At 62.0% G+C, this 16,010-nt stretch carries 17 protein-coding genes; 6 read left to right on the top strand and 11 right to left on the bottom strand.

Features of this window, described 5'->3' with window-relative positions; all coding sequences use genetic code 11:
• Window positions 1-23: 23 nt before the first annotated feature.
• The 3 genes from C7T36_RS12620 to C7T36_RS12630 form a co-directional block, all read right to left on the bottom strand.
• Window positions 24-1,232 carry a glycosyltransferase family 2 protein gene (locus tag C7T36_RS12620; RefSeq protein WP_045065785.1) on the bottom strand — a complete coding sequence of 403 codons (1,209 nt, stop codon included), beginning with the start codon at window positions 1,230-1,232 and terminating at the stop codon, window positions 24-26.
• Window positions 1,229-2,131 (bottom strand): carotenoid biosynthesis protein, encoded by a 903-nt coding sequence (locus tag C7T36_RS12625; protein ID WP_239654657.1) that lies wholly within the window; start codon window positions 2,129-2,131, stop codon window positions 1,229-1,231. Before C7T36_RS12625 ends, C7T36_RS12620 begins: the two co-directional genes overlap by 4 nt.
• Window positions 2,132-2,556: 425 nt before the next feature.
• The gene (locus tag C7T36_RS12630) at window positions 2,557-3,153 is read right to left on the bottom strand and encodes a TetR/AcrR family transcriptional regulator (protein WP_219908478.1); all 597 of its coding nucleotides are present in this window, start codon (window positions 3,151-3,153) and stop codon (window positions 2,557-2,559) included.
• 71 nt (window positions 3,154-3,224) lie between these two features.
• Here C7T36_RS12630 and C7T36_RS12635 point away from each other — a divergent pair, with 71 nt between their 5' ends.
• The 3 genes from C7T36_RS12635 to C7T36_RS12645 all read left to right on the top strand — a co-directional run bounded on the left by C7T36_RS12635 (window position 3,225) and on the right by C7T36_RS12645 (window position 6,392).
• Window positions 3,225-3,911 carry an SDR family oxidoreductase gene (locus C7T36_RS12635; RefSeq protein WP_033233779.1) on the top strand — a complete coding sequence of 229 codons (687 nt, stop codon included), beginning with the start codon at window positions 3,225-3,227 and terminating at the stop codon, window positions 3,909-3,911.
• A gap of 136 nt (window positions 3,912-4,047) precedes the next feature.
• A complete protein-coding gene (locus C7T36_RS12640) occupies window positions 4,048-5,883 on the top strand; it encodes an acyl-CoA dehydrogenase (RefSeq protein ID WP_045065788.1) in 1,836 nt (611 codons plus the stop codon).
• A 20-nt stretch (window positions 5,884-5,903) separates the two neighbouring features.
• Window positions 5,904-6,392, top strand: a complete 489-nt coding sequence (locus tag C7T36_RS12645) for a hypothetical protein (protein ID WP_045065790.1) — start codon at window positions 5,904-5,906, stop codon at window positions 6,390-6,392.
• Window positions 6,393-6,519: 127 nt separating this feature from the next.
• Here the strand turns inward: C7T36_RS12645 and C7T36_RS12650 are convergent, their stop codons facing one another.
• From C7T36_RS12650 to C7T36_RS12660, 3 genes are all read right to left on the bottom strand, one after another.
• Window positions 6,520-7,149: a hypothetical protein gene (locus C7T36_RS12650; RefSeq protein ID WP_045065792.1), complete on the bottom strand. Its 630-nt coding sequence runs from the start codon at window positions 7,147-7,149 to the stop codon at window positions 6,520-6,522.
• Window positions 7,150-7,487: 338 nt separating this feature from the next.
• Window positions 7,488-7,703: a three-helix bundle dimerization domain-containing protein gene (locus C7T36_RS12655; protein WP_045065795.1), complete on the bottom strand. Its 216-nt coding sequence runs from the start codon at window positions 7,701-7,703 to the stop codon at window positions 7,488-7,490.
• A 119-nt stretch (window positions 7,704-7,822) separates the two neighbouring features.
• On the bottom strand, window positions 7,823-8,041 hold the full coding sequence (locus tag C7T36_RS12660; RefSeq protein ID WP_045065798.1) for a hypothetical protein: 219 nt from the start codon (window positions 8,039-8,041) through the stop codon (window positions 7,823-7,825).
• Window positions 8,042-8,473: 432 nt separating this feature from the next.
• On the opposite strand from C7T36_RS12660, the gene C7T36_RS12665 reads away from it, so the two are divergent.
• Entirely contained in the window at window positions 8,474-9,679 is a 1,206-nt protein-coding gene (locus C7T36_RS12665; protein WP_052683428.1) for a putative Ig domain-containing protein, read from the top strand.
• Between the two features lie 190 nt (window positions 9,680-9,869).
• Here C7T36_RS12665 and C7T36_RS12670 read toward each other — a convergent pair whose 3' ends face one another.
• The 3 genes from C7T36_RS12670 to C7T36_RS12680 are packed head-to-tail and all read right to left on the bottom strand — an operon-like array spanning window position 9,870 to window position 12,842.
• The gene (locus C7T36_RS12670; protein ID WP_045065799.1) at window positions 9,870-10,568 is read right to left on the bottom strand and encodes a hypothetical protein; all 699 of its coding nucleotides are present in this window, start codon (window positions 10,566-10,568) and stop codon (window positions 9,870-9,872) included.
• On the bottom strand, window positions 10,565-11,593 hold the full coding sequence (locus C7T36_RS12675; RefSeq protein ID WP_045065802.1) for a nitronate monooxygenase family protein: 1,029 nt from the start codon (window positions 11,591-11,593) through the stop codon (window positions 10,565-10,567). Before C7T36_RS12675 ends, C7T36_RS12670 begins: the two co-directional genes overlap by 4 nt.
• Window positions 11,594-11,639: 46 nt before the next feature.
• Window positions 11,640-12,842, bottom strand: coding sequence for a YbfB/YjiJ family MFS transporter (locus tag C7T36_RS12680; protein WP_052683431.1), 1,203 nt, complete (start codon window positions 12,840-12,842; stop codon window positions 11,640-11,642).
• Between the two features lie 95 nt (window positions 12,843-12,937).
• Between C7T36_RS12680 and C7T36_RS12685 the strand changes: the two genes are divergently transcribed.
• Both C7T36_RS12685 and C7T36_RS12690 read left to right on the top strand, forming a co-directional pair.
• Window positions 12,938-13,855, top strand: coding sequence for a LysR family transcriptional regulator (locus C7T36_RS12685; protein WP_045065805.1), 918 nt, complete (start codon window positions 12,938-12,940; stop codon window positions 13,853-13,855).
• On the top strand, window positions 13,855-14,553 hold the full coding sequence (locus C7T36_RS12690) for a hypothetical protein (RefSeq protein ID WP_045065807.1): 699 nt from the start codon (window positions 13,855-13,857) through the stop codon (window positions 14,551-14,553). Before C7T36_RS12685 ends, C7T36_RS12690 begins: the two co-directional genes overlap by 1 nt.
• Window positions 14,554-14,597: 44 nt before the next feature.
• On the opposite strand, the gene C7T36_RS12695 is transcribed toward C7T36_RS12690, so the two are convergent.
• Both C7T36_RS12695 and C7T36_RS12700 read right to left on the bottom strand, forming a co-directional pair.
• On the bottom strand, window positions 14,598-15,230 hold the full coding sequence (locus C7T36_RS12695; RefSeq protein WP_181317472.1) for a class I SAM-dependent methyltransferase: 633 nt from the start codon (window positions 15,228-15,230) through the stop codon (window positions 14,598-14,600).
• A 131-nt stretch (window positions 15,231-15,361) separates the two neighbouring features.
• Window positions 15,362-15,826: a hypothetical protein gene (locus C7T36_RS12700; protein ID WP_033233906.1), complete on the bottom strand. Its 465-nt coding sequence runs from the start codon at window positions 15,824-15,826 to the stop codon at window positions 15,362-15,364.
• Between the last annotated feature and the right edge of the window lie 184 nt (window positions 15,827-16,010).

The following is a 16,010-nucleotide window of genomic DNA, read 5'->3' on the forward strand; positions in this document are numbered from 1 at the left end:
GTTCGAGGCCGACATCAGGATTCTCATTTCTTCATCGTGCTAGCGAGGGTGGTCACGTCGGTGGTCGGGGCGTTCAACGGCCGACTCTTCCATGACAGTTCGTTTCGGGCGAAGCGTCGACGCGAATCGAGCACAAGAGTCGCAAAAAGTGCTGCCGAAATGGGGTGGGCGCAGGCCCGCGCCAGATCTGCGAGGTTGGCTCTGCCGGCAGATTCCGACTGCGCAGAGCACAGCCGAGCCGTGACTGCGGCAAGGTAGCCGGCAGTCCCCAAGCGTCGTGTGCTTCCCGTTCCCAGAACAGCGGCAGCCGGCGGAAGGAGATATACGATGCTCACGCCTGCAAGAGCAACGGCGGTGCCCATTCGTCCGCCGAACGACGACCACAACCACCGGGTGTAGCCCTCCCGAAGTTGAGGCCAGTCGCGATACATCCGACAACTGACAAAACCCGCACCCGAGACCAGAACCGTACGTTTGCCGTGGCTGCGAAGAGCTCTAGCTATGTCCAGATCTTCGGTGGCACTGGAGGCCACCGACTCGTGTCCACCGATTTCACGGTAGGCGCCGGCATCGAACATCAGGAATTGACCACACGCCACCGAAAGTGATTGTCTCAGCGACCTGTTCGCCAAAGGTACCAAGAGGGTCGACATCCACGAAAAGGCCAGCAACGGCTGAACAAGATGCTCAGCAACGCTGCCCGACTTCTGTTCGGGCCACGGGCACAACAATGCTGCCTCTCGGCCGCGGAGCGCAGCAACCGACGCCGCGACCGCACCGGGCGACAGCCTGACGTCGGCATCGACAAAAGCGATTACGTCCGGTTGGTCTTCGAGACCGATATCGGCAAGGGTCCGACACGCTGCGGCCTTTCCCGTCCAACCAGGGCTTGGCGGATCACACGTGGATATAACCGTGATGCGCGGATCGCCGTCGGCGGCGCGGCGGGCGGCAGCCAGTGTGCCGTCGCCGGAGCCGTCATCGAGGACTATTACCCGAAGTTCGCCCGCATATGTTTGCGCCCGCAGATCCGCGATCAGCAGGGGCACGGTGGATTCCTCGTCGCGGGCGGGAATGCACACAACGACGCGATCGTGTGGCTTACTGATGTCCGTTCGCCGCAAGCGTGGCATGAACAGCGCATTCCCGATAGACATCGCCGCAGACAATCCGGCCAGCACCGCACCCGCCGCTGTCAGGCGATGCAGGATTCGTGGACTCGCGGCGGTCATGCCGTCACCGAGTCCTCTCGGGGCTTCCAGGTCCACATCCAGGCCAGGGGTATCCCCACAACACCCATCGCACAGAAGCCGTAGATCGCCGAAGACTTCAATTCGTCCCCGTCGAGCAGCGCAGCGTGGGCAAGTGCCGAGCCGAGCCACGTCCACATGAACAACACCACGGGCGCGGCATCCGAAACCCGCGGCCCGTACTTCCTGCGGGTATCGAAGCGCTTTCCGACATACTCGATCACAACTGCCATTATCAGGGCGGTGGCAAACCAGCCCAGATAGTTCGTGAACGGAATCGACGGTATGCCGGGAAGACCCGGATTTCCGGACGTCCACGTCCACTGGCCGTCCGTCACCATCTGAGTGTCCAGATAGAGATCCCACCCGACCATCCCGGCAGCCGTAATCACGATTCGCTGTCGAGACTGCCACTTCGGTGACGCGCGGGTTCGCTCGAGTACATAACCCACAGCGCACCAAATGGGATAGAACCCGGCAGTCCACGCAAGTGGAACCACCGCCGGGACACCCAGAATGTCAGGCCCCAACCGATCAGTGGCGTAGAAGTAACTGCCGAAGGGAAAACCTGTTGCCGTGCCGATCATTTCGGCGACAAGACCCAACCCCGCGGTGGCCGCGAACAGTACCGAGGTCCACGCCGGCCCACGCGCAATCACCGCATGAACAATCGATGCAGCAGCTAATAGGGCGACTACCGCAACAGTGACACCGTCACGTGAGTCCCCGCTCACCAAGGGATAGATGATCTGGGCGATCAATGCGCACGCGACGAGCCCCCATACGAGAGCGATCCATCGACCTGCGTTTCCGGCGAATCCGTTTCCGGTGGATGTTCGCCTGGCCATCTCGGCAGCAGGCGAAGGCGTGGGCGCATCCATCACAGTCTTTCGTCGTCGGAAGCGCGCGGTTCCTGCGGTGATTCTTCCGCCATTTCGTGTGGCGACCTGGGCTGACGGCTCGCATCCAGGAACATTTGGAGAAAGCCGACACCCGGATTGCTTGGGCGCGGATTCTCGCCTCCGTGAGTACCAGAAGAAGAAATAGACATGTCGGTCACATTCCTGTGATTGTCGGCCAGAACTTCACGAGAGCTCAACGAACGGACTGTGAGTTGACGGAAAATCGGCTTCTACCAGTGCATGCATGACACTCTGCCCTTCCTGTCAACACCGTCTCGACACAGTTGAGCACGGAGACGGTACACACCGTCTGCGTGGCATTCGTAGCCGTTTCGCACCCGGATGGGAGTTCTCGAGAAAAAGTTTTCGGGCACGCGGGTGACACGCCATCGTCTTGCCGCGAATCACCCGTCGGTTGGTTTCAGCGCAGCGCGTGCTGCGGTGAGAATCTCCTCCGAGACGGTCGATCCCTTGGTGGCTCGCGAGAGGAGAATCGCGCCGACCATGGTGCACAATCGGGCAATGCCATCCTGATCGCCATCGGCGAGTCCTTCGGCAAAAGCACCGACACCCTGGGTGTAAACCCGACGAGCCTCGGCATCTTCGGGTTCGCGCGCCATGTCGACGGCAAGAGCCGCGGCGGGGCATCCGTCAGCGGGGTTATCGCGATGTTCGACGGAGAGATAGGTGTCGATCAGGGACTGCTGAGCAACAACGCGCTGGTCCCCATGCTGGCTGAATTCGGACTTGTAGGTCTTCGACAGCTCAGCAAATGCATAGGCGGTGGCCTCGTCGATGAGCGCTTCCTTCGAGGCAAACTGCTTATAGAAGCCACCGTGGGTCAACCCGGCCGCTTTCATCAGGTCGGCGACGCTGAGCTGGGTGCCCTGCTCTCGGAACAGGCGGGCGGCGGTTTTCACGACACGTCGACGGTTCTCTTCCGCTTGCTGTTGCGATACGCGGCCCATCAACCACACTCCCGTTTGGATTTCATTTGACATCTATCTTAGCGTGAATTTAGATTGCATTCGTAATCTAAATTTCCGTCAGTACCTCACCCCTGGGAGACATCATGGATCTGAACAATGCAGTTGCCGTCGTCACCGGCGCCAATCGAGGACTCGGACGCCATCTAGCCGCGGGGCTCGTCGAGCGGGGAGCAAAGGTGTACGCAGCCGCCCGAAATCCGGAAACAGTCGATCTGCCCGGCGTCATTCCCTTGCAGCTGGACGTGACCGACGAGGAGTCGATCAAGGCTGCGGCCCGCACCGCGTCGGATGCGACTCTGCTCGTGAACAACGCAGGAATCTCCACCTCCGCGCCGCTGATTAGCGGCAATATCGATGACGTGCGCCGCGAGATAGACGTGAACTTCTACGGCCCGCTCGCCGTGACCCGAGCCTTCGCTCCCGTCATCGAAAGTAACAGCGGGGGAACAGTACTCAACGTACTTTCCGTACTGTCCTGGCTTCACCCCGCCGCGCTCGGATCCTATGCCGCAGCCAAGGCGGCGGCGTGGGCAATGACGGACGCTGCTCGAGAGGAACTGGCACCGCGCGGAATCACCGTCTCGGCACTGCACGTCGCATACATGGACACTGACATGGCGGCGGATGTACCCGCCGAGCAGAAGATCGATCCAGCCGATGTCGCCGCGCAGGCCTTGGACGGTATCGAAAAAGATTTGCTCGAGATCCTCGCAGACGACACCACTCGGTACATCAAGCAAAATCTTGCGATTGCGCCGAATTCAAACTGACCACGACGCGCTATTTTGCAGCAACGGCACTTCCGGCCGCCGTCGCTTCGTCACATGTTCTACCTACGGTTGCGTACTGAATTCTTTGTGGGGCAGGCTTTCTTGTGTACTGATGACGAGCCGAGGTCGGAGAATCATGAGTCACTACAAGAGCAATGTGCGCGACATCGAGTTCAATCTGTTCGAAATACTCGGGATCGGTGAGCTACTGGACGGCGACGCCTACGGCGACCTCGATACCGACACTGTGCGCAACATCCTCACCGAGGTCGCGCGGCTCGCCGAGGGTCCCGTCGCCGCCTCTTTCGCCGACGCGGATCGGCACCCCGTCGAGTTCGACGCACCGAACCACGCCGTCGTGGTCCCGGAACCGCTACGCAAGACCGTCGAGGCTGTGAACGAGGCCGGCTGGTCGCGGCTCGGTCTACCAGAAGGCATTGGTGGTGTACCCGCTCCCGCGCCGTTGGTTTGGGCGATCGGCGAGATGTTGGTCGCGGCAAACGGATCGGCGAGCTTTTTCAACATGGGTCCGCTGATGGCGAGCGTGCTCTACGGCGTCGGCACCGACCAGCAAAAGCATTGGGCAAAAGAAGGTTTCGAGCGCGGTTGGGCCGCCACCATGGTGCTCACCGAACCCGACGCAGGATCCGACGTGGGCGCAGGCCGTACGAAGGCAATCGCGCAGGACGACGGCACGTGGCACATCGAGGGCGTCAAACGGTTCATCTCCGGCGGCGACGTCGGCGACACTGCCGAAAACCTCTTCCACCTGGTACTCGCTCGTCCCGAGGGAGCCGGCCCTGGAACGAAGGGGCTGAGCCTGTTCTACGTCCCGAAGCTCCACTTCGACTCGGAGACACTCGAACTGGGAGAGCGCAACGGCGTGTACGTCACCGGTGTCGAGCACAAGATGGGCCTCAAGTCGTCCCCGACCTGCGAGCTCACGTTCGGGGCCACCGACGTACCCGCCGTCGGCTGGCTCGTCGGCGACGTACACAACGGCATCGCCCAAATGTTCCAGGTGATCGAGAATGCTCGAATGATGGTGGGCACCAAGGCTGCCGGGACACTGTCTACCGGATATCTCAACGCCCTCGCCTACGCCAAGGAGCGCGTTCAAGGGGCGGACCTCACTGAACTGACAAACAAAACCGCACCTCGCGTGACCATCACTCATCACCCCGACGTGCGACGCAGCCTGGCAATGCAGAAGGCCTACGCCGAGGGGCTCAGAGCGGTCTATCTGTACACCGCGGCGCATCAGAATGCCGATGTTGCCGAATTGGTTTCGGGTGCAGACGCCGAATTGGCGGCGCGGGTCAACGATCTACTGCTACCGATCGTCAAGGGTGTCGGCTCCGAAAAAGCCTACGAACTGCTCACCGAAAGCCTGCAAACCCTGGGCGGCTCCGGGTATCTGCAGGACTACCCGATCGAGCAGTACATCCGCGACGCCAAGATCGACACCCTGTACGAGGGCACCACGGCAATCCAAGCGCAGGACTTCTTCTTTCGTAAGATCGCCCGCGACCGTGGCGTTGCACTCGCGCACGTGACCGGTGAGATACGAAAGTTCATCGACCGCGACGCCGGAAACGGTCGCCTCAAGGCAGAGCGGGCACTGCTCGAGACTGCGCTGACCGACGTACAAGAGATGGCCGGGACGCTCACTGGCTATCTGATGGCTTCTCAAGACCAGCCGTCCGAGTTGTACAAGATAGGCCTCGGCTCGGTGCGCTTTCTGTACGCGGTAGGTGACCTGCTCATCGGATGGCGCCTGCTGGTGCAGGCCGAAGTTGCGTTGGCAGCCTTGGACCGGGACGCGCCTGCAAAGGACCGGTCGTTCTACCGGGGCAAGGTTGTCATCGCGTCGTACTTCGCGAAGAACATCCTGCCCATCCTGTCCTCGACGAAGGAAATCCTGGGGTCCCTCGACAACGAGATCATGGAACTCGAGGAGGACGCGTTCTGACAACGTGCCACAGTGAAGGCATGTATGTGCCCGACATCGACTACGTGGGGGTCTGGACCTTTCCGATCACGGGGCCGGATGCACCAGACGGCGCCCCCACCAACGTCGTCACTGCGTGCCAGGCCGTCGGCAGGGATCTGCAATGCCGATGGCACGGCCCAGATACGTACATCGAGAACTGCCTGTGGACTATCTCGTTGCTCGATGACGGTCACTGCCACCTCGCACTCAAGCCTGGCCCGCGGCCGAAGCACAAGAGTGCAGGAACCAGTCCGCTGAGGGGCCTCGGGTTCGGCGGGCCACGCATCGAACAGTCTGTGCAGGAGCTGACGGCCCTGATCGCCGGAGAAGTCCAGGATGAGCTGGCCGGCGGATTTGTGCAGTGGCCTATCGATGGACAAAGAATGTTGATGCCGTCGCTGCGAGGCGACAAGGCCGTGTGGGTGGCTCGCAGCGCTGATCGCGTTACCGCGGAAATCGGAACACTGTGCCAGAGGTCTGCTTTGTAGCGTTTCGCCGCCGAGTACGGCGTCGCGGCGATCAGACCGGCAGGAACAGCGACGAAGTCCCCTACCAAGGGCACGAAGGCACACACCAGGGCGACGAGGCCCACTAACGCCTCATCGACGATCGTTGTCAGGCCATCTCGGGTACGTGCAGATGAGCGATCGCCAGCTCGAACTCACCTACCTCGAGAAGCCGCGCACCGGACTCACGGAGTCCCGAACTTCTGATGGTCTCGGACTCCTCCCTGTTGCCATTCATCGCCGCAGCGCTGTCGAAGGTCACCGACGACACGGCGCGACCGGCGGCAGGATCGACCAGCAAGCTGGCACTGCAGAACCCCTCGAGGTCTTGCATCATGGGCAGGGAGGCCATCTTGTACACGTCGACTGCGCGCTCGAGGTGGCCCGGCTCGACCTCGAGCCACGTGACCCGCACGCAAGCACCACGGTGTGAGCGGTGGTCACGATGCAGGACGGCAATGTCCCACCGCGCGACGGTAGTGGCGCCATGGAAGACCTCAGCCATGCCGGCGCGGAGCTGCAGGACCGGTCCTTCGCTCGCACGAAGGGAATCCTCGTCCGTCCAGGAGCTGGTGGCGATGCACCGACCGGAGCTGTGGTCGACCAGCAGGGACAGTCCGGCGCAGCCGTCGATGCCGGCGAGCGCGGGCATCACGGTATCGCGCATGTGCTTGATCCCGACGTCGATGAACGACGGCTGTGCATCAATGGTTGTAGAGCGTGCATACACGATCGACACCCTTCTTCTCGGTCGGTGCCTCGACGGCACCGACGGGTCAATCCCCCTCTCTCACACTCCTCCACGGGGCCAAGGCAAAGCAATGATGAAATTCGGACCTGCGGGCGAAAGAATGTACGAGTGCTTTTCTCTTCGCGCCGGTCGGACAGCAATTAGAAGCGGCTCCGCTTCTCCTCGAACAGCTCTACTCGGTTCCTTCGGATGCCCAGTCACACACCGCCCCAACAGCCCCCACCCCCGCGTGCTTCGACTTCGCGCCCTTCGGGGCCGGCTCAACGAAGAACCAGATACGCCCGCCATCGCTCACTGTGTACTGGAAACGGGCATAACTGCGGCCTTCATTCGTGCCATACGCGAAATCGGCCTCGCGCTGGCACAGCCGCGCAGATTCGACCGTCGGATCGTGAGGGGTGTCCCAGGCATCGGTGGCCGTCGAAATGAGCGTGCACCGATGCCACCACTTGTGCGACAACGTCGGCGGACACCGACGGATACTTCGCGGACAACCGCGTCACCGCATGAGCGATCAAACGTTCTTCCTCTTCGCTCTTCATCTGTAAAAACTGCGCCCTACCTGCCTATAGTTCAACAGAAGAAAAGTCGGCGACTGTCTTCGACACCGTGTATAGGTCATCGAATTCGGCTGCAGGGGTATCGAGGAACCAAAGCGATCTCAGATTTCCCCGTCCCAGGCATCGTTGCGATCGTGCGTGGTGGGGGTCGGCATGCCGTGTCCAAGCCCGCGGGCCTTCATTTCTTCGTTCACAAAATAGAACCGCGCTTTTTGGTTCGGGGTGAGGCGATCAAACCTGTTGTACAGGGATTGGTACTCGTCTACCAGATCGTCGCTCGTAATTCGGTAGACCGACAGCGGCACCTCATCATGCATCATTGTCTGTCTCCTCAATTTCGTCGGCGCTCACGACAAGAGAGATTCGAGGGTCGCACCCGCCGAACTTCAAAATGTGGACTTGCGTTGACTCATGGATCTATTACACGCCTGTCTCCGACGAGGTCAAAGGATGACTGCTGCGTGGCCCAAACCCGGTGCTAGTCGCGACTTTGCAATCGGGCGTACCGTTTTCGGTCCGCTTCGGTCATGCCACCCTGGAGATTGACACTCATCTCAGCACTCATCTCGACGATAGGGGTCGCGGAGTCTATGGGGCGATCATGGCCACTAGGTGCATGTGTCCTCTAATGGCCACTTGAAACTCTTACATACAAGCGAAATGTTCTATATCTTCCGATGTGGTGGTTACCTTCCCGTGGCCGCTGCGCATCCCGGTACGGGGCGCTGACAACTGGAAGGGTTTGCCTCTTTATGGATACTCTCAATCGAAAAGCATTATCTCAGTGGCAATCTCGGACCACCGCGGCATTCGGCGCTGCGGTTCTGGCGCTAGCCATGACGCTCGGCAATGCCGGCGGTATCGCCGCCGCGGACACTGTCCTCGACACCACCATCCCGGTCGCCGCACAGGCTCGCGGGGTGGCGATCTCCCCCGACGGCAGCCGCGCCTACGTAGCGCACGAAACCTATCCCGGCGCTTTGTTGGTGATCGACACCGCCACCAAGGCAGTCATCGGCAACCCCATCGAGGTCGGCTCGCGGTCGGTAGGCATGGCGTTCACCCCCGACGGAACCCGCGCTTACGTCACTCACGACACCATTCCCGGCAACGTATCGGTGATCGATACCGCCACCAATGCAAAGGTCGGCGAAGTCGCTATCCCCACCTATTCCAACGGGGTGGCGTTCACCCCCGACGGAACCCGCGCCTACATAACCGCCGTCGAACCTGCCGGGGTCTGGGTGGTCGATACCGCCACCAGCACTGTCATCGGCGGTCCCATACGTATCGACGGGTGGCCCAGCGGGGTGGCAATCACCCCCGACGGCAGCCGCGCCTACGTCAGTCACGAAACCAATTCAGGCTATATATCGGTGATCGACACCGCCAGCAACACCGTCGTCGAAGAGTTCACGGTCGGCGTGCGGCTTCGCAGCGTGGCAATCACCCCCGACGGCAGCCGCGCCTACGTCACCCACGACACCAGCCCCGGCAAGGTGTCGGTGATCGACCTCGCCACCAAGGCAGTCATCGAAGAGATCCCGGTCGGCGCGTATCTTCGTGGGATTGCGATCACCCCCGACGGCGGGCATGCCTACGTCGTCGACAGCAGCCGGCAATTGGTCTCCGTAATCGCGATCGACAAAGCACCCACCCTCGACGGGACACCTCCCACGGGCGCCGTCAACACGCCATACACCCACACCTTCACCGTGACCGGACAACCCGCCCCCACGGTGACCGTCACCGACGGCACATTGCCCGACGGACTCGAACTCAGCGCGGCCGGCGTCCTGTCCGGAACCCCCACCACGGCAGGATCGTTCACTTTCTCGGTGACCGCGTCCAACGGCTTCGGTACACCGGCCGTCCTCGCCGATGTGACGATCGAGGTCACCCAGACTCCGCCACCTGCGACCGGACTTCTCGGATCACTCGAGAAATTCGGGTCCTGACCTCGGCGTCCTAACCTGTTAGATAACAACGCAATACGAATCGCGGCCGCTCATCCCACTCCGGGATGGGCGGCCATCGACATTCGAAACTCCGGCGGTGAACGACGACAAGCTCTGGCCGGCAGGGTCTCCTACTGCACGGACCCGAGGTATCCGGCGGTTCGGCCTTGACCGACTTAAAGTGCGAGAGTCACGAATTGTGCAAGTGGATGGGCGAAGGAATCTTGTTGGAACGGTACGAGTCTCCGCTACGGGTGGGTCGCCACAGTCGCCAGTGTTTCGCGGACAGCCGGAACGGGAGATGGTCTTGTAGGTGACGAGCACCGGACGACAACCGTTCGTCTGCAGGCAGGTTGAGCCACAGAGACAGTGAGGATGCGGCGTTGCCAAGGGTTGCGCGTATGCCCGACTCCCCCAGACGCCGGCCGTATCCGTCGACGGCAAAGCGGCCGAACGCGTCCGGAGTGATATCGGCGTATGGAGCGCGGGTGTCCGGGTCGATCAAGCGCACGCGGGTGCTGTAGGTCAGCGCCGCCAAAGAACGTCCGTGGGTTGTGACTGCATCGCAACCAACGAGGGCATCGAGCGCTTCGTTGACGGATCCGGGTGGAACGTTCCACTCGGTATGGGTTTGCGCTTTGTAGCGGGGCCCACCGAAGAGCTCGGTAGCGAACGATGACAACTGCGCGGTCGGCTCGGATGGCCCACCCTTGTAGATCTCGAACGTCCACGACGGCAACGACACTGGTTCGGTGCAGGCTTCCAGGAATGTCTGCAGCCGCTGAAATGCATCATCAGAACGCTTGACTCGAAGCGAGTGTGCACCACTGGGCAGCCCGTCGTATGTCACCACCTCGGGCAATGTGATGTCCGGTGTCCGCGCCGTCACAGGTTAGCCAATCGCGAAAGCACTACCCCGGCTGGTTCCTCCGTCGCGTGGCGATAACCAGTGCCGGCCCATAGGTGCATGCGCTCGGGATCTGCCTGCGCAACAGCGGCTTTGCGCATCGGGTTGGTCAGGTGATGGATGGCCGGATACCCGATGGGTGCTTGCGCGTCGTAGCGATCGGTGAATTCGTTCCGAAGCGCCCGGGCGGGGCGACCCGTGAAAACTCTTGTGAAAACGGTGTTTCCGCGGGAGGGGTCGGCTAGGGCCGCCTTGTGGGGAGCTGAAGCACCGCTCTCCTCGGTACGCAGCAGGACGGTACCGACTACTGCCGCCGTTGCTCCGGCGTGCAATGCCGCTGCGACGTCCGCTGAGGTCGCCAGTCCACCTGCCGCCAATAGCGGAACCGACGTGCGGTGACGGATTTGTGCGATCAGTTCGGTGATCGGCGTTTCGGCCGGAACCTGCAGGGGAGTGAGCGTTCCGGAGTGGCCGCCCGCAGCCGAAGATTGCACGACAAGCAGATCGGCACCGGCGTCGACGGCAAGAAGTGCCTCTGCCTCCGAAGTCACAGTGAGGACGACAAGTGAACCGGCAATGCGCAGCGCCTTGATGACGCCGGGTGCGGGAAAGCCGAAGGTGAAGCTGACCACCGGAACCGGGCTGGCCAGGAGCAGATCGATCTTGTCCTCGAAGTAGTCGTCGTCTTCGACTGGCACACCGTCAGCCAGTGTGATGCCATAGCGATCCGCCTCGACCTGGATCGCCCTGGCATAGGCACGGTAGGCATCGACGTCGACAGGCACCGGGTTGGGAGCAAAGACGTTGACACCGAACGACACTCCCTCGGCGCGCACGGCGTCGATCTGGTCGGACAGAGCCTGAGGCGTCTTGTACCCGGCGGCGAGGAAGCCGAGCCCGCCTGCCCGAGAAGCAGCAGCTACGAGCGCCGGTGTGGAAGCACCGCCGGCCATAGGTGCCGCGATGATGGGGATCTCGAGATCGAGATCGGTTGTGAGTGCACTCATTCGAACATCTCCACTCCTACGACGGATAGCGCTCCGACCGTTTTCATCATCTGACATCAAAAACTGCCTCCTCATTCGGGGTTACTTTCCGGGGAGCCGCGTCGACATCATGGGGGAATCGGAACCGCAATGCTGCGGCGGCACAGGCAGCGGCCAGGACGATGGCAGCACCGAGTAGCAGTGCGTCGCGGTACCCGTCTCGCAGCAACGGAGTGACGACGAGTGGACCGAGAATCTGACCGACGCTGTATCCAGCAGTCAGCAACGCCACGGCGCGTGGGAACTGCAGGTGCGCGCCGATGGCCAACACGATCGACCCGATACCGAGGAAGGTCACGCCGAACAGAAAAGCGGAGATCAGCGCGGGTCCGCCGCCGCCGATCAGAGCAGGCAGCGCTATGCCGACCGCCTGAATCAACAGGGCAGCGAGTAGGAGGGTCGGCCGCGACCAACGCAGGCTGAGCCAGGCCCACAGGGCACACGAGGGAAATGCGGCCAGACCGACCACTATCCAAGCACCGCTGCCCACCCATTCTGGAGCGGCGAGATCGATTGCGGCAACAAGGAACGTGCCCGCGATGATGTAGCCGATGCCTTCCAGGAAATAACTGATGAACAGGGCGGTGAACCAGCGTTGGGGACTGGGAGTTCCCGGCGCGTCCGGTGTGATGATCGGACGCGGTTCCGGTGTCAGCCCCCAGGCTACGGCCGCACACACCACTGCCAGGGCAGCAGATGCCAGCCAGGCAGTGCTCCAGGTGCCGACGAAGCGGACGACGAACACGAGGACCCCGGACAGGGCGATACCCAACCCAACTCCGCCGAATCCCCATCCGGCCAGGAATTGGGACTGCCCCCGAAGGTGCGCGTGCAAAGCGCTGACGGCGATCATGAATACGAGGGCACTGGCAATGCCTGCGACGAGCCGCAGGGCGAACCAGATGGATCCGTCGTGGGTAGTGGGCATGAGCGCCAAAGTCGCGATGAGAACCACCAACGACATACGCATCACCGCTGCCGAGCGCACCACGCCGGGAATGAGGATTCCCGCGAGCGCGCCGATGAGGTACCCGACGTAGTTGGCTGTGGCCAGGGTGGCGCCGAGCGAGGCGGACAGACCGGCCTGCGTGTGCATCAACGGCAGAATCGGTGTGTAGACGAATCGACCGATTCCCATGCTCGCCGCCAGCGCAGCGGCAGCTTGGACAGCGTGCGCTCGCGGGAAGACATCGTTGTGGACTGTGGTCATGTTCTTATCGTGTGCCCCGGCCGCGCCGGACCGCCACGACCGCTTTGCTCCTGACTGATAGGCACAACCTCCCACCGCACGTAGCATCAAGGACCGTGGAACTGCGTCAGCTGAGATATTTCGAGGTCGTCGCCGAGGAACTGCACTTCGGCCGAGCCGCGGCGCGGCTACTGATAGCCGGGCCGTCATTGTCGCAGCAGATCATGGCACTCGAACGCGACCTCGGCGTCAAGCTATTCGTCCGCGACCGCCGTTCCGTCGCTCTGACGCCGACCGGCTCGGCGCTGCTCCCCGACGTCCGCGCGCTACTCGAGAGAGCCGAGAATCTGCGTCGACGCGCGGAGCGTCTGTCCGGAGCGGAGCCCGTCCGCATCGGCTACGTCAATTGGCTCCCCACGGATCTGAGCGCGCGCACTTCGGGGGTCGCGCAACTGCACGTCGACCCCTGGGTGGTGCCCTCGCACGCGCAGGCCGCGCGGGTGGCGGACGGCAGCCTCGACCTGGCGATCGCCTGGGTGCGGAAAACCGATGTCGCCCAACACGGTTTGAACGCCAGACTGCTCGGCGCGGATCGGCTCTACGCGGTCTCCGCCGGTGCGGAAACCACACCGGTGCAAGCGCGGGACGTCGTCGTACTCGTCGACGACGACACTACGTCCTGGTATTCGTGGAACGTCTACGCCGAGGAATTCGCCCGCGATACCGGCGCGCGGATCCTGCGCATCAACGACGGCGGTATCACGGGCCCCGCATTCTTCGATCACGTCCGAGCCATCGGCCACCCCGTGGTCAACTCACCCAAGGGCCAGACCGTCACGCTGCCAAGCGATCTCACTGCGCGTCCGATGGTTGCCCCCACGGCAGTCTGGACGTGGTCGCTCCTTTATCGCGAGAACGAAACGCGTCCTGCAGTTCTCGCGGCCGTCGACGCTCTCACCCGGGACGTCGCTGATCTCGGAATCCACGAAGACGGGATATGGCTGCCCATGGACGATCCTTACCGGAGGCATTGATGACACGACGGGCTATTCGCGTTTTCTGGGGACTACGTCCGGAATCGGTGCAAGCCGTGGCCACCCGGTGGCGCCAAACCTTGGAACAAGTCGAGTTCCTGTTGCCCGAGTCGGTCGACGGATCGTGGCAACAGGTCCATTCCTCCGGACCTGCCACTTCCGTAACCGTCGACCAGTTGGCACAGCTGCTAGAGAACGCGCAGGCTGCCGAAGACTGGTCGGATCGTCTGGGAATTGGATTGAGGCTCGTATCCGGTAGCGATCCCGATTGGGGACTCGAGTTATCTGGATTAGCCGGTGGCGAACCGGAGATTATTCTTCAGTCGATGGTTCTTGCTGTCATTGCTCCGGACACCGCCGAAGTTCCTGAGACAGAACTACTTCGGATGCTCGCCGCTGTATGGGAACCGGATTTCGGAGACGTCACCGACGACAACATCCTCGACGCTCTCGAAGACGAGTCCGATTATCGCGTCGGCGATCCCGTGATCGGCCGAGTCGGCTACCTTTCCGCCGCCCGCGCCGGCGCGATCCCCGATGGCCTGAGAGCAGAAATTGCCGCATTACCGGATGGGGGTGTGCTGTTGCGGATCGCGGCGGCCGGTGATGTCGATGCAGTCGTCAGAGCATACGAGCGCCTCCGCGGCGCGGGGGCGCTCGATCCTCTTCCGCGTCCACTGGATCGGGCAGTCTTCTGATGCCGTTCGCGGCATCATGGACCCTCGCTTCACCCTTCGCGCGTCTACGTGTTCTCGCCGCTCCGCCGCCTGGCAGAAATTGCGCCGTGGGGTCGGTAACCGCTTCCAGTTCGGGTATGGGTCTCGACCACTTCGAAGCCCGCTGTAGCCAGAACCCGGCTGAGTTCGGCCACCGGCCATCGATAGCCAGTCGTCGCCGCGTGATCGAAAGGCTCTACGGCTGCGCCTTCGAAGAAACCAACCAGCAACCCACCGCCCGGCCGAATCACACGCGCGAACTCGGCGAGCGGCGCCTCGATATCTTGCGGATTGTGGTGGATGAGTGAGTACCAGGACAGCACTCCCCCCAGAGAATCTGCCTCGGCGTCCAATGCCTCGAAGCCCCCGATATCGAAGGAAAGATCTGGGAACTGCGCACGCGCGCGTTCAACGAACTGAGGAACCAGATCAATCCCGCTCACAGCCAGTCCGCACTGGGCCAAGAAGTCTGTCCACTGCCCAGGCCCGCACCCAGCGTCGAGCACGGGACCTGCCAGGCTGGCGGCCCAGCTGGTCACCAAAGCCCGATCGGATGGGTGCGTCGAATCTATCGATCCGAAGAGATCGGTGTACTCCTGGGATCTGGCCGAATACGACTCTCGGACGATTTCGCGTCGGCCGGCGCTCGAGTTCTCCATACCGTCAATGATCGCCGATCCGTGTAGTGGCCCGAAACAGACTTAAGTTTTACGCCGCGAACACTACCTTCGCAGTAATCGTCGAACTTGCAAATCTTCATACGGCCCTTAGGATCACACTTCTAGCGCCTCTACTTACCGTCTCCGTTCGCGCCGCCGCCCCGAGCTTCGATAGCCTCGACAGACTTCTTGAACGACTTACCCAACACTTGAGAGCCGAAGAGTCCGAGTACTGATGCCAGGAGCTTTCCCTTGAGGTTCTTCCCGTCGCGGACCACAACTGCATCTACATCGGTGATACCCGTGGGTTGCTGCGTCAGAGTGTAGGTGTGGCCGGACGCGCCACCCCACAAGTTCGAGTCGGTGGTCGTCATCACGACGCGATGCGGGTCAGTCCAGTCGTAGTGCAGTCGTTCCCAGATACCGCCCGAGCCCTCCGTGACATCGGCATCGTGGGGGCCTTCGTGGTGCACTTTGAGGTAGTTGTCTGCGCTGCGGCCGAAGATTTCCTCGCGCCCCGGGCCGAAGTCGGTCAGCCCGGCAAGGACCTGCTCGGGCGTCGCGGTGGTCGTCTGGTGAAGATGGATCGTGGTCATGGCGCCTTCCTTGAACACTTGGATGATCCGCTCCGGTCCAAAAAACCGGGAGGTGACTCATCCAGCACACCATTCTCACGAGCGTTGCGAAAGAGGGAGGTACGGCAACTCGGTCGCCGACCTCGCTGGGAGCGTCGCAACGGGTTCACATCTACTCCAAATGCAGTAGTCGAAGTTGATCCAT

The sequence above is a fragment of the Rhodococcus sp. AD45-ID genome, from assembly GCF_003023755.1.
GTDB classification, from domain to species: domain Bacteria; phylum Actinomycetota; class Actinomycetes; order Mycobacteriales; family Mycobacteriaceae; genus Rhodococcus_F; species Rhodococcus_F globerula.